Annotated in this window: 9 protein-coding genes; 7 read left to right on the top strand and 2 right to left on the bottom strand. The window is 72.0% G+C overall.

Going from position 1 to position 13466, the window contains the following annotated elements; genetic code table 11:
- The first annotated feature begins 169 nt into the window (after positions 1 to 169).
- The 3 genes from AB852_RS31875 (at position 170) to holA (ending at position 2744) form a co-directional block, all read left to right on the top strand.
- Positions 170 to 1054 (top strand): YceI family protein, encoded by an 885-nt coding sequence (locus tag AB852_RS31875; RefSeq protein WP_073793679.1) that lies wholly within the window; start codon positions 170 to 172, stop codon positions 1052 to 1054.
- A 177-nt stretch (positions 1055 to 1231) separates the two neighbouring features.
- Positions 1232 to 1477 (top strand): hypothetical protein, encoded by a 246-nt coding sequence (locus AB852_RS31870; RefSeq protein ID WP_073793678.1) that lies wholly within the window; start codon positions 1232 to 1234, stop codon positions 1475 to 1477.
- A gap of 280 nt (positions 1478 to 1757) precedes the next feature.
- Positions 1758 to 2744 (top strand): DNA polymerase III subunit delta, encoded by a 987-nt coding sequence (holA, locus tag AB852_RS31865; protein ID WP_073793677.1) that lies wholly within the window; start codon positions 1758 to 1760, stop codon positions 2742 to 2744.
- 542 nt (positions 2745 to 3286) lie between these two features.
- Here the strand turns inward: holA and rpsT are convergent.
- Entirely contained in the window at positions 3287 to 3553 is a 267-nt protein-coding gene (gene rpsT, locus AB852_RS31860) for a 30S ribosomal protein S20 (protein WP_073793676.1), read from the bottom strand.
- Positions 3554 to 3856: 303 nt separating this feature from the next.
- Here rpsT and lepA point away from each other — a divergent pair, with 303 nt between their 5' ends.
- The 4 genes from lepA to hemW all read left to right on the top strand — a co-directional run bounded on the left by lepA (position 3857) and on the right by hemW (position 12350).
- On the top strand, positions 3857 to 5734 hold the full coding sequence (gene lepA, locus AB852_RS31855) for a translation elongation factor 4 (protein WP_073793675.1): 1878 nt from the start codon (positions 3857 to 3859) through the stop codon (positions 5732 to 5734).
- A 438-nt stretch (positions 5735 to 6172) separates the two neighbouring features.
- Entirely contained in the window at positions 6173 to 8062 is a 1890-nt protein-coding gene (locus tag AB852_RS31850; protein WP_073793674.1) for an AMP-dependent synthetase/ligase, read from the top strand.
- A gap of 294 nt (positions 8063 to 8356) precedes the next feature.
- Entirely contained in the window at positions 8357 to 10606 is a 2250-nt protein-coding gene (locus AB852_RS31845) for a SpoIIE family protein phosphatase (RefSeq protein ID WP_245876993.1), read from the top strand.
- A gap of 511 nt (positions 10607 to 11117) precedes the next feature.
- Positions 11118 to 12350, top strand: a complete 1233-nt coding sequence (gene hemW / locus AB852_RS31840) for a radical SAM family heme chaperone HemW (RefSeq protein ID WP_073793672.1) — start codon at positions 11118 to 11120, stop codon at positions 12348 to 12350.
- A gap of 16 nt (positions 12351 to 12366) precedes the next feature.
- On the opposite strand, the gene AB852_RS31835 is transcribed toward hemW, so the two are convergent.
- Positions 12367 to 13176 carry a DUF3097 domain-containing protein gene (locus AB852_RS31835; protein ID WP_073793671.1) on the bottom strand — a complete coding sequence of 270 codons (810 nt, stop codon included), beginning with the start codon at positions 13174 to 13176 and terminating at the stop codon, positions 12367 to 12369.
- Positions 13177 to 13466: the final 290 nt, after the last annotated feature.

The raw sequence follows: 13466 nt of genomic DNA, 5'->3' as shown, positions 1-13466 counted from the left end.
GGATCAACGTGCGAGGGAGGGAATGGGCGGTGCCGGGGAAGTCGCGGGCAGCGGGACCGGACGGTGGGGGTGGTGCGGATACGGCACGCGTTTGCCGGGAATGCGCTGCGGATGGTCGAATGCGTTATCGAATCGAACGACGTCGCGCCGCACTGGAGTGTTTTCGGGAATGCTGGGCCGTTGGCTGGGAAATCGTAGGAACGCTCAGCGGGTCGGTCCCGTGTCGGCGGTGAACGTGCCGCCGAGCGCCGGGGTGCTCGGTTGCCGGGTGCTCGACCCGGTGCATGAACCGGCGCGCGGCGCGACACTGACCGTGACGGACAGCGACGGACGTATGACGGTGAACGGCGGCACGGACCCGTACGGATCTTTCGTGGCGGCCGTACCGGCGGGGGAGTACCGGATCGTGGTGACCTCGGACGGCTACGCACCGTACCGGGCCGATGTCACGGTCGCGGAGGGCACGCACTCCTCCCTCGGTGACGTGGTGCTGCAACTCGCCCCGGCGCAACCGCTGCCCTCGACCGGGGACTGGGAGATCGAGCCCACGCATTCCTCGATCGGTTTCACGGCACGGCATATCGGGCTGGCGCGGATTCACGGACGGTTCAACAGGTTCGCGGGGGCGTTGCGGATCGGTGAGCGGATGGAGGAGTCGGCGATGCATGTGGTGATCGACGCGGCGTCCATCGACACCAATGTGCGGATGCGTGACGATCATTTGCGGTCGGCGGACTTTCTCGACGTCCAGCGCTTTCCGACCCTGGAGTTCTACAGCGAACGCTTTGCTCACCGGGGTGGTCAGCGATGGGCGATCACCGGGGCCCTGTCGCTGCACGGGGTGACACGGACCGTGACGCTCGACGCGGAGTACCTGGGCCTGGGCAACGGTATGGAGGGCGAGACACGAGCCGCGTGCCGGGCCACCACCGAACTGCACCGTGACGACTTCACGGTCAGCTGGCAGACGATGCTCGCGCGCGGGATAGCCGTGGTCGGCCCGAGTATCGGGATCACCCTCGACGTGCAGGTCGTCCCCATGGCGGCGGGGTGACCCTCGGCCGTTGACCGCAGTTGACCGCCGGTAGTCGTGACGCCCACCGACAGCCGCGACGCCCGCTGGTCGCTGACGGCCGGACCTCCGCTGGCGGCTGGACTTACCGCTGACCGCTGACCGCTGACCGGGCCGGCCGCTGTCCCCGGCGTTCCGCCGGTGCCGGACAATGTTCCGGTGAGCGATGTGAGACATGTGCTGGTGCTGCCCGACCGGGACGCGGCGGAGGAAGCGGCCGAGGCGTTGGGCGACCGGTTCGGGGTGCGGGAGGAACCGCAGCTCGTCCGGGACGCGCTGGCGGGGGAGGACGACGCCGAGGACGCCCAGTGGCTGGTGGTCGTCGAGGACCCCGACGCCCGCTTGGACGCCGCCGCGCTCGACGCCTTCGCCGGTGAGTGGGACGGCTGGCGCGAGGCGCCGTAGCGGCGAGCCGGCCGTGTGGGTGCGGCGGCCGTCACTGGTCGGTTCCGGCGGCCGTACCCGGCGAGTTCTTCGGTGCCGCCCGGGTGGGTCGGCATCCACGCCAGGGCAGCGGGGCACCGTTGAGGCGAGGTACCCCGCGCCGCCCGGGAAACGGGACCGCCAGGGGAACGGACCCCCCCGGCAACGGACCCCCCCCCGGCAACGGCTCCCCCCGCAACGGAACCGCTCAGCGCGTCGTCCACGCGGGGACTGTCGGTGGGGCGTGGGATGCTGGACCGTGATGGCCAAGAAGACCGCAAACGACGATCCGCTCGCCCCCCTCACGCTCGCCGTGGGCCAGGAGGACCTCCTGCTCGACCGCGCCGTGAAGCAGGTGGTGACGGCCGCCCGCGCGGTCGACGCGGACACGGACGTCCGTGACCTCACGTCCGATCAGCTCCAGCCCGGCACCCTCGCCGAGCTGACGAGTCCTTCGCTGTTCGCCGAGCGCAAGGTCGTCGTCGTCCGTAACGCGCACGACCTGTCCGCCGACACCGTCAAGGACGTGAAGGCGTATCTCGGAGCGCCCGCCGAGGAGATCACGCTGGTGCTGCTGCACGCGGGCGGCGCCAAGGGCAAGGGCCTGCTGGACGCCGCGCGCAAGGCGGGTGCGCGGGAGGTCGCCTGCCCGAAGATGACGAAGCCCGCGGACCGGCTGGCCTTCGTCCGGGGGGAGTTCCGCGCGCTCGGCCGGGCGGCGACCCCGGAGGCGTGCCAGACACTGGTCGACGCGATCGGCAGCGATCTGCGGGAGCTGGCGTCGGCGGTGGCGCAGCTCGTCGCGGATGTCGAGGGCACCATCGACGAGGCGATCGTCGGCCGCTACTACACGGGCCGGGCCGAGGCGTCGAGCTTCACGGTCGCGGACCGGGCGGTCGAGGGACGGACGGCGGAGGCGCTGGAGGCGCTGCGCTGGTCGCTGTCGACGGGTGTCGCGCCCGTGCTGATCACCAGCGCGCTGGCGCAGGGGGTGCGGGCGATCGGGAAGCTGTCGTCCGCGCGGGGCGGCCGTCCCGCCGACCTCGCCCGCGAGCTGGGTATGCCCCCTTGGAAGATCGACCGGGTGCGTCAGCAGATGCGCGGCTGGACCCAGGACGGGGTGTCGGTCGCGCTGCGCGCGGTCGCGGAGGCCGACGCGGGGGTCAAGGGCGGCGGTGACGATCCGGAGTACGCGCTGGAGAAGGCGGTCGTCACGATCGCCCGCGCGGCCCGTTCGCGACGAGGCTGAGGCCCATTCGACGTGACGTGACGTGACGGTGTGGGTGTGGGCGTGGCCCCCGTGCCCGGCTCCCCGTACCGGCCCCGCACCCGGCTCCCCGTACCGGCCCCATACCCAGAGCCCCCGTACCCAGAGCGCCCCGTAGTCACGGCCCCGTACCCGTACGACTCAGTACCTGCGGCTCCCGTACCCGCAGGCGCGCCCCCAGGTCCCCGTGCAGATACGGACGGCTCCCGCACGCATACGGAACGTACGCATGCGGAACGTAAGCGTACGTAACGTACAGATGTGAAAACGCCGAGGACCCCGGGTCCGGCGCCTGGGGAAGGCGGCGGACGCGGGGTCCTCGGTTCACGATGCTGAGCCCGTACCCGCGTGGCGAACGCAGGCCGCGTACAGGCTCGGGGTGCCGGACGGGAGCGGAGAGAGAGGGCCCGCTGGGTCCCTTCCGGCGGTCAAGTCGGTGCGGACGGGTCCGTCGGTCCCGGCCCTGGGGGCCGGGCGGTCCGTGCCGCTGCCGGGTCCGTGGGGCGGGGCCCCACGCCCTCGGCTCAGCCCTTGAGGGAGGCGACCTGCGAAGCCAGGGCCGACTTCTTGTTGGCGGCCTGGTTCTTGTGGATGACGCCCTTCGAGACGGCCTTGTCCAGCTTGCGCGAAGCCTCGCGGTTCGCGGCGGTGGCCTTCTCGACGTCGCCGGCGGCGACGGCCTCACGGGTACGGCGGATCGCGGTCTTCAGGGAAGACTTGACGGCCTTGTTGCGCAGCCGCGCCTTCTCGTTGGTCTTGATCCGCTTGATCTGGGACTTGATGTTCGCCACGAATGAGCCTTCTCAGGTTCAGAGGCGCGCACGGACCTCGGTCCGTACCCGCCGATGATTTGAATCTTCGGGTGGCGCCACGGGCCAGGACCGGAGAACCGGCCGGACCGGGGTGCCGAGCGGACACCGGGACCCGGTGCGCCGCGCGTGTCCCCGCTGAGAGGGGCAGGAGACACAATGACCTAGGTTATCAGCCGTGCTCCCGGCGGCCCAAACCGGTCGCAGTGCCGCGCCCATGGGACGATGGAGGCTACGTAACGATCCGCGCCGAGGCGTGAGAAGCCTCAAGAGACAGGACCCTGCGTGCCCGCGACCACTCCCCATGTGCCTGAGCCGAGCCGTACCCCGCCGGCTCTGCTCCGTAATTTCTGCATCATCGCGCACATCGACCACGGCAAGTCCACGTTGGCCGACCGTATGCTCCAGCTCACCGGAGTGGTCGAGCAGCGGCAGATGCGCGCCCAGTACCTCGACCGCATGGACATCGAGCGTGAACGCGGCATCACGATCAAGTCCCAGGCGGTGCGGCTGCCCTGGGCCCCCACCGGTGGGCCCGACGTGGCCGACACCCACATCCTCAACATGATCGACACCCCGGGGCACGTGGACTTCACGTACGAGGTGTCGCGGTCGCTGGCCGCGTGCGAGGGGACCGTCCTGCTCGTTGACGCCGCGCAGGGCATCGAGGCGCAGACCCTCGCCAACCTGTACCTGGCGATGGAGAACGAACTCACGATCATCCCCGTCCTCAACAAGATCGACCTGCCCGCCGCGCAGCCGGAGAAGTTCGCCGAGGAGCTGGCGAACCTGGTCGGCTGCCAGCCGGAGGACGTGCTGAGGGTCTCCGCGAAGACGGGACTCGGCGTGGACGCGCTGCTGAACCGCGTCGTCGCGGAGGTCCCGCCGCCCGTGGGGGTCGCCGACGCGCCCGCCCGCGCCATGATCTTCGACTCGGTGTACGACTCGTACCGCGGTGTCGTCACCTATGTCCGGGTCATCGACGGTCAGCTCAGCAAGCGTGAGCGGATCAGGATGATGTCGACGGGCGCCACCCACGAGCTGCTGGAGATCGGGGTCACCTCGCCCGAGATGCTGGCCTCCGACGGGCTCGGCGTGGGTGAGGTCGGCTATCTGATCACCGGGGTGAAGGACGTCCGGCAGTCCAAGGTCGGTGACACCATCACCAGCCTGCACAAGGGCGCGACCGTGGCCCTGGGCGGCTACAAGGACCCCAAGCCGATGGTCTTCTCGGGGCTCTACCCGATGGACGGCTCCGACTACCCCGATCTGCGCGAGGCGCTCGACAAGCTCCAGCTCAACGACGCCGCGCTGGTCTACGAGCCGGAGACCTCCGCCGCGCTCGGCTTCGGCTTCCGCGTCGGCTTCCTGGGGCTGCTGCACCTCGACGTGATCCGGGAGCGGCTGGAGCGCGAGTTCGGCCTCGACCTGATCGCGACCGCGCCGAACGTGGTCTACCGCGTGATCATGGAGGACGGCGTCGAGCACGTCGTCACCAACCCGAGCGAGTTCCCCGAGGGGAAGATCGCGGAGGTGTACGAGCCGATGGTCCGCGCGACGATCCTCGCGCCCAGCGAGTTCATCGGGTCGATCATGGAGCTGTGCCAGGCGCGGCGCGGGACCATGCTCGGGATGGACTACCTCTCCGAGGACCGCGTCGAGATCCGTTACACGCTGCCGCTCGCGGAGATCGTCTTCGACTTCTTCGACCAGCTCAAGTCCAAGACCCGGGGCTACGCCTCGCTGGACTACGAGACCACCGGCGAGCAGAGCGCCCATCTCGTCAAGGTCGACATCCTGCTGCACGGCGACAAGGTCGACGCGTTCTCCGCGATCACGCACCGGGACGCCGCGTACGCGTACGGGGTCCGGCTCGTCGCGAAGCTGCGCGAACTGATCCCGCGGCAGAGCTTCGAGGTGCCCGTCCAGGCCGCGATCGGGTCCCGGGTGATCGCCCGGGAGACCATCCGCGCCATCCGCAAGGACGTGCTCGCCAAGTGCTACGGCGGTGACATCTCCCGTAAGCGGAAGCTGCTGGAGAAGCAGAAGGAGGGGAAGAAGCGGATGAAGATGGTCGGGTCCGTGGAGGTCCCCCAGGACGCGTTCATCGCCGTGCTGTCGAGCGACGACAGCGGTCAGAGCGGTGGCAAGCCGAAGAAGTGACGGAGCGGGCCCCGTGGGGTCCGTGACGGTCGTCGGGCTCGGGGATCGGTTGGGGGGACATCCCTCCGCCGGTCCCCGAGGCCGTTCCGCCGGACCGTTTCCCCGGACGTTCCCCCGGCCGTTCCGGGGCGGCGATCCTCCCCCGCCCGGCGCGCCCGGTCCCGGCACGGACCGCGGAAGCGACAGCTCACGGGCCGCGGGGTGACAGCTCGGGGGCCGCGGAAGTGACAGGCCGCGGGCCGCGGAGTGAAAGCTCACGGACTGCGGGCGTGGCAGGACAGGGCCCGTGGAAGTGACAGCTCACGGACTCTTACGCGGCGGGCGACCTCGCTCTACTCTGATCACTGCCCGGTAGTTACTGGTGAGTTAAACAACAAGCCGAAACCAAGCAGCCGCACGCAGTCGGACGCACGCACTGTCGCGGGCCCGGAGGATGTCGTGAGCGACACACAGACCCTGATCGAGAACCGGCCGCCCTCGGTGGCGAATCTGTTCCTGGAGCGCGTCGTCAAGACACCGGACGCCGAGGCGTACCGGTATCCCGTACCGGCCGCGTCCGGCACGGGACCCGATGAGTGGAAGTCCCTGACCTGGGGTGGGACCGCCGAGCGGGTGTTCGCCATCGCCGCCGGACTGGTCGATCTCGGGCTCCGGGCCGAGGACCGTGTCGCGCTGATGTCCGCCACCCGGGTCGAGTGGATCCTCACGGACCTGGCGATCCTGTGCGCGGGCGCCGCCACGACCACCGTCTATCCGCAGACCAACGCCGAGGAAGCCGCGTTCATCGTCGCGGACTCCGCGAGCAAGGTCCTCATCGCGGAGAACGCCGAACAGCTCGCCAAGGCCCGTACCCAGCGCGCCGCGCTGCCCGAGCTGGACCATGTCGTCCTCATCGACGCCGCCGGCCACCAGGCCGACCCCGGTGACCCGGAGGGCTGGATCCTCACCCTCGCCGAGCTGGAGGCCCGGGGCGCGGCCCTGCTGGAACGCGAGCCCGGTGTGGTCAAGGACCGGGTCGCCGCGATCACCGCCGACCAGCTCGCCACCCTCATCTACACCTCCGGCACCACCGGCCGCCCCAAGGGCGTACGGCTGCCGCACGACAACTGGTCGTACATGGCCAAGGCGATCGCGGCGACGGGTCTGATCGGCGCCGACGACGTGCAGTACCTGTGGCTGCCGCTCGCCCATGTCTTCGGCAAGGTGCTCACCTCCGGACAGATCGAGCTCGGGCACGTCACCGCCGTCGACGGCCGTATCGACAAGATCATCGAGAATCTGCCGGTGGTGCAGCCGACCTATATGGCGGCCGTACCCCGCATCTTCGAGAAGGTCTACAACGGCGTCGCCGCCAAGGCCCGCGCGGGCGGACCCGCCAAGTACAAGATCTTCCAGTGGGCCGCCGGGGTCTCCCGCGAGTACGCGCGGACCAGCCAGGACAGCTTCCGCCGCACCGGCCGCGCCGATGTCCCGTTCGGGCTGCGCTCCAAGCACAAGGTGGCCGACGCCCTCGTCTACAGCAAGCTCCGCGACGCGTTCGGCGGACGGCTGCGGGCCTGTATCTCCGGCTCGGCGGCCCTCTCCCCGGAGATCGGGTTCTTCTTCGCCGGGGCCGGGGTGCACATCCTGGAGGGCTACGGCCTCACCGAGTCGTCGGCGGCGTCGTTCGTCAACCCGGGCGAGGCGTACCGCACGGGCACGGTCGGCAAACCGCTGCCCGGTACCGAGGTGCGGATCGCCGAGGACGGCGAGGTGATGCTGCGCGGCCCCGGCATCATGCAGGGCTACCACGGACTGCCCGAGAAGACCGCCGAGGTGCTGGAGAGCGACGGCTGGCTGCACACCGGGGACATCGGGGAACTCTCCGAGGACGGCTATCTGCGGATCACCGACCGCAAGAAGGACCTCATCAAGACCTCGGGCGGCAAGTACGTCGCCCCGGCGGAGGTCGAGGGACTGTTCAAGGCGGTCTGCCCGTACGTCTCCAACATCGTCGTCCACGGCGCCGACCGGAACTTCTGCACCGCGCTGATCGCCCTGGACGAGCCCGCGATCCTCGGCTGGGCCGCGGAGACCGGCCTGGAGGGCAAGTCGTACGGCGAGGTGCTCGCCGCGCCGGAGACGAACGCGCTCGTCCAGGGCTATGTCACGGAGCTGAACCAGGGGCTCCAGCGCTGGCAGACCGTGAAGAAGTTCCGGCTCCTGCCGCGCGACCTCGATGTCGAGCACGGTGACCTCACCCCGAGCCTCAAGCTCAAGCGGCCCGCCGTGGAACGTGAGTTCAAGCACCTTCTCGACGAGATGTACACCGGGGCCAGGGAGGCCTGAGCGGACGCCGCGGCACCGGGCCCATGGGTCCGGGTACGCCGTTCTCCGTACCGGACCGGCCCGGTACGGAGCGGGTGTTCTCAGTCGCACGGCCAGTACACGTCCCCTGATCGGGACGGGGCACTTCGGTCACCCGGCGCGTACGGGTGCGCTCGGTCTGTCACTCTGTCCGTGTCGCCCGAGGCGTATTCGCCCGAAGTTCCCAGCAGTTGAGGAGTGGGGTCCGTTCCGATGCGACGGGAGAACACGGTCCGTGCCGGAGTACGCCGTGGCCGGGGGCGCCCACGGGCGCGCGTGGCGCGCACATCGCTGCCCGGGAACTCCGCGGCGCCCTCGGCCGCGCGGGTGTTCGCCCGCAGCGTCCTCGGGGAGTGGTCGCGCGGCGGCACGCCGGGCGCGCCGTCCGGCCGGGTACGGATACCCGAGCGGCTGATGCAGGACGCGACCCTCCTGGTCAGCGAACTGGTCACCAACGCCGTCGTCCACGCGGGCACGGACGTGGGACTGCTCTGCCGCTGGGAGGAACGGTCCGCCGACACGGAGGACGAGGGCGGGGACGAGGGCGAGGAAGCGGACGAGGTCGGGGCCGGGGCCGGGGGCGGGGACGGTACCGAGGGCTCCGGTGGCTCCGGCGGGTCCGAGGGTTCTGACGGCTCCGCGGCGGACTCCGATGACATCGATGGCGCGGCGCACGGGCACGACGGGGACGCCGGCGGGCACGACCCCGGCGCACTGGTCATCGAGGTGTCCGACCAGCACCCCGCGCGCCCCATCAACGGCGCCCCTGCCGCCCGCAGCAGCGACGCCCCCGAGTACGGCCGGGGGCTGCAACTGGTCGCGCGGCTCGCCACCGCCTGGGGTGTCACCTACCGCTCCGGTACCAAGACCGTCTGGGCGCGGCTCCCCGCACACCGCCCCGACCACCCCGCCGCCGGACCGGACGCCCGGCCCGACGAGGCGATGCCGGGGTACGAGGCCGTCGCCGGGTACGGCGTGATGGCGGGCTCCGAGCCCGGCGGGCCGCGCCCCACCGGACCCGGCTGGCCCGAACCGGGCGACGACACCGGGGGAGCGGCACCCGGGCACACCCCCGGCCCGGCCGGACCGCTGCCCTCCGGCCCGGCGCCCGCCCTCCCGTCCCGCGTCCCCGACGGCACCGCCGCGTGCGCCCGGAGCGGCGAGGAGGGCAGCTGCGCGGAGGACGGTTCGTGCGGTCAGGGCGGCCAGGACTGGGTCAACCGGGGCGCGCTGTCCTTCCTCGCGGAAGCCTCCGAACTGCTCGCCGGACAGCTCGACGAGGACCTGGTCGCCGCCCTGGCCGGGCAGCTCCTCGTACCCCGGCTCGCGGAGTGGTGCGCGGTCTGGCTCAGCGACGAGGCCGACCGCTCCGGCTCCGACCCCGGCGCGGGCGCCACGACCGGCGGCGGCCCCCGGCTGGCCCGGGTGTGGCACGGCAGCGAGAACCGGATGGAGGAGCTGCGCCGCGTCCTGGAGAAGGAGCCGCCTGTCCTCGGCGGGGACCCGGCCCGGTCCGGTCCGCTGCCCGTCCCCTGGCCCGGCGCGTCGTTCGGGGAGGCCGAGCCGACCGGCGCGGCCGTGGCGTTCCGGCTGGTCGCGGGCGGCCGGCCGCTGGGCGCCCTGCTGATCGGCCGGTCCGGGGCGACCCGGTTCCCCGACGAGGTGACCGGGCTGGTCGAGGACTTCTGCCGCCGGGTCGCGCTCGCGATCGGCGCGGCCCGTCAGTACGCCCGGCAGGCCACCATCAGCCGGGTCCTCCAGCGGGGGCTGCTGCCCAGCGCCGTCGCCGAGATCCCGGGCATGCGCAGCGCCCTCGTCTACGAGCCCCGGGAGCGGGGCGGCCCCGGCGGCGACTTCTACGACGTGTTCCCCGCCGGGGACGGCCGCTGGTGCTTCGCCCTCGGCGACGTCCAGGGCAAGGGCCCCGAGGCGGCCGTCGTCATCGGGCTGGCCCGGCCCTGGCTGCGGCTGCTCGCCCGCGAGGGGTACGCCGTCGGCGCGGTGCTGGACCGGCTCAACCAGCTGCTGCTCGACGACGCGACGGAGGCGGCGGACGCGGGGGCGCGGGCCCTCGCGGGTACGGGCGGCATCGGGATGCCGCCCGAGGGTTTCATGCCGCGGTTCCTGTCCGCGCTGTACGGGGAGCTCGTGCCCACCCCGCACGGTGTGCGGTGCACCCTCGCGTCGGCCGGACATCCGCTGCCGCTGGTGCTGCGGCCCGACGGGGAGGTGTCGGTGGTGTCCGGGCCCCAGGTGCTGCTCGGGGTGGTCGAGGACGCGACGTACTGGGCCGAGTCCTTCGATCTCGCGCCCGGCGACACGTTGCTCTGCGTCACGGACGGGGTCACGGAGCGGAGGTCCGGGCGGCGGCAGTTCGATGACGGCGAGGGGCTCGCCGTGGCGCTGTCCCACTGCGTGGGGCTTTCGGCGGAGGCGGTGGCGGAGCGGATCCGGGCGGAGGTCCACGGGTTCGCGGTCGAGCCGCCTGAGGACGACCTGGCGATCTTGGTCCTCCAGGCGACGTAGCCGTGCGGCCCGCCCCGGGTTTTCTGCGCGGGTCGCCTTCGCTTGCGCTTCCCAGGTCTGTCCGGCGGGGCGCACTTCGTTCCTGTGCCGTCGTTCGTGGGTTTTGCGCAGTTCCCCGCGCCCCTATCGGGGCGCCATCTGCCGGTTCTTCGGGTCGGTGCCGGTCGGGATTCTCCGTCCTCGCTCCAACGCGCTCGGTAACACGTCCAGTGGAGCTACTGAAGAGCATCGGAGTCTGCGGGCAGAGATTCCCGCCCACCCCCTTCGGTAGTCGGGCGGGTGCGCGGGGAGGAGGGTGAAAGACAACCTCAGGAGGCTGAGGCGCCCCAAAGGGGCGCGGGGAACTGCGCAAAGACGAGGGCGACCCGCACCCGAGGTACAACGGATCGGGGCAGCATCCAGGGGCGCGGGTAACCGCGCGGGCCGCCGGGTGCCCGTATCGACGTGAGAACGCTCACCCGGGGTGGTCCGGAGGGGCGGGGGGAGGTGGGCCCGGGGGGACAATGGGGGTATGCCTTCCGTACTCCCCGAGGGGGAACCCGTGCCCGAGAGCGGCGTGCTGCCCCCCGCCGCGCTCGAAGGCGCGGACACCCGGCCCCTCGGGTTCTACCTCCACGTCCCCTACTGCGCGACCCGCTGCGGTTACTGCGACTTCAACACGTACACCGCCACCGAGCTGCGCGGCACGGGTGGCGTCCTCGCGTCCCGTGACAACTACGCGGCGACCCTTGTCGACGAGGTCCGCCTCGCCCGCAAGGTGCTCGGGGACGACACCCGTCCGGTCCGGACCGTCTTCGTCGGCGGGGGCACGCCCACCCTGCTGCCCGCCGACGACCTGGTGCGGATGCTCGCCGCGGTCCGTGACGAGTTCGGGCTGGCGCCCGACGCGGAGATCACCACGGAGGCCAACCCCGAGTCCGTCGACCCGGCGTACCTGACCGCCCTGCGCGAGGGCGGCTTCAACCGGGTGTCGTTCGGGATGCAGAGCGCCCGCCCGCACGTCCTGAAGATCCTCGACCGCACCCACACCCCCGGCCGCCCCGAGGCGTGTGTCGCGGAGGCGCGGGCCGCCGGGTTCGAGCACGTCAACCTGGATCTGATCTACGGCACCCCCGGTGAGTCCGACGACGACTGGCGGGCCTCCCTCGACGCGGCGATCGGCGCCGCGCCGGACCATGTGTCGGCGTACGCGCTGATCGTGGAGGACGGCACCCGGCTGGCCCGCCAGATCCGCCGCGGGGAGATCCCCATGACCGACGACGACGTCCACGCCGACCGCTATCTCATCGCCGACGAGACCTTCGCCGCCGCCGGGTACGACTGGTACGAGGTGTCGAACTGGGCGAACTCGCCCGGCGGCCGCTGTCTGCACAACGAGCTGTACTGGCGGGGCGCCGACTGGTGGGGCGCGGGACCCGGTGCGCACAGCCATGTGGGCGGGGTGCGCTGGTGGAACGTCAAGCACCCCGGCGCGTACGCCGCCGCCCTCGCGGAGGGGCGTTCGCCCGGGGCGGGACGCGAGCTGCTGTCCGACGAGGACCGCCGGGTGGAGCGTGTGCTGCTGGAGCTGCGGCTGCGGGACGGCTGCCCGCTGGACCTGCTGCGTCCGGCGGGCCTCGAAGCGGCGGGGCGCGCCCTCGGGGACGGGCTCCTGGAGCGCGCGCCCTTCGAGCGGGGGCTGGCGGTGCTGACCCTGCGGGGACGGCTGCTGGCGGACGCGGTGGTCCGGGACCTGGTCGACTGACCCGCCGCCGGGGCCGTCAGCTCGTGCCGACCGTCACATGGTCGATCAGATGCTCCACCGGGCCCAGCAGCTCGGGTTCCAGGTCCTTGTACGTACGGACCCGGGACAGGATGTGCTGCCAGGCCGCGCCCGTGTTCGCGGGCCAGCCGAGGGCCGCGCACACGCCCGTCTTCCAGTCCTGTCCGCGCGGGACCTGCGGCCAGGCGCGGATACCGACGGACGCGGGCTTCACCGCCTGCCACACATCGATGTACGGATGCCCGACGACCAGGGTGTGCGGGTCGGTCACGGAGGCCGCGATACGGGACTCCTTGCTGCCCGGGACCAGATGGTCGACCAGGACGCCGAGACGGGCGTCGGGGCCCGGGCCGAATTCCGCGACGATCGCCGGGAGGTCGTCCACGCCCTCCAGGTACTCCACGACCACGCCCTCGATACGGAGGTCGTCGCCCCAGACCCGTTCGACGAGTTCCGCGTCGTGGCGGCCCTCGACGTAGATGCGGCCCGCGCGGGCGACCCGGGCCCGGGTGCCGGGGACGGCGACGGAGCCGGACGCGGTACGCGCCGGCCGACGGGACCCACCGGCCGGGGGGCGGGTCAGGGTCACCGGCTTGCCGTCCAGCAGGAAGCCCCGGGGTTCCAGGGGGAAGACCCGGAGCTTGCCGAAGCGGTCCTCCAGGGTGACGGTGCCGGCCTCCACGCGGGTGACCGCGCCGCAGAAGCCCGTGGTCGCCTCCTCCACGACAAGGCCCGCCTCCGCGACGACCTCGGCGATCGGCCCCTTCTTCTTCCAGGGCGGTGTCAGATCCGGTGAGTACTGGCGCATCCCCCGACGATAGTTCCCCACCGAGACAGACACCGGTTCCCGGGTTCCCGTCTGCCCGCACCCGGGAGCCGGCCTCAAGGGTCGCCCCAAAGGGGCGCGGGGAACTGCGCACCCCCGAGCGACGGCACAGAAACAGGTACGCCCACCCGGACAGACCTCAGGGGCGCGAGGAACCGCGCACGGACGAGGACAGGCCCGCACCCGACGGACAACGGACCGGGGCAGCACCCAGGGGCGCGGGGAACTGCGCACCCCCGGACGACGGCACAGGAACAGGTACGCCCACCCGG

The organism is Streptomyces uncialis (assembly GCF_001905345.1).
GTDB classification, from domain to species: domain Bacteria; phylum Actinomycetota; class Actinomycetes; order Streptomycetales; family Streptomycetaceae; genus Streptomyces; species Streptomyces uncialis.
This window is presented reverse-complemented; position numbering and strand designations above follow the sequence as displayed.

Bases quoted from the DNA above. Each gene is read 5' to 3' on its own strand.
- AB852_RS31875 (WP_073793679.1), top strand. From the start codon at position 170: ATGCTGGGCCGTTGGCTGGGAAATCGTAGGAACGCTCAGCGGGTCGGT.
- holA (WP_073793677.1), top strand. From the start codon at position 1,758: ATGGCCAAGAAGACCGCAAACGACGATCCGCTCGCCCCCCTCACGCTC.
- hemW (WP_073793672.1), top strand. From the start codon at position 11,118: ATGCCTTCCGTACTCCCCGAGGGGGAACCCGTGCCCGAGAGCGGCGTG.
- AB852_RS31835 (WP_073793671.1), bottom strand. From the start codon at position 13,176: ATGCGCCAGTACTCACCGGATCTGACACCGCCCTGGAAGAAGAAGGGG.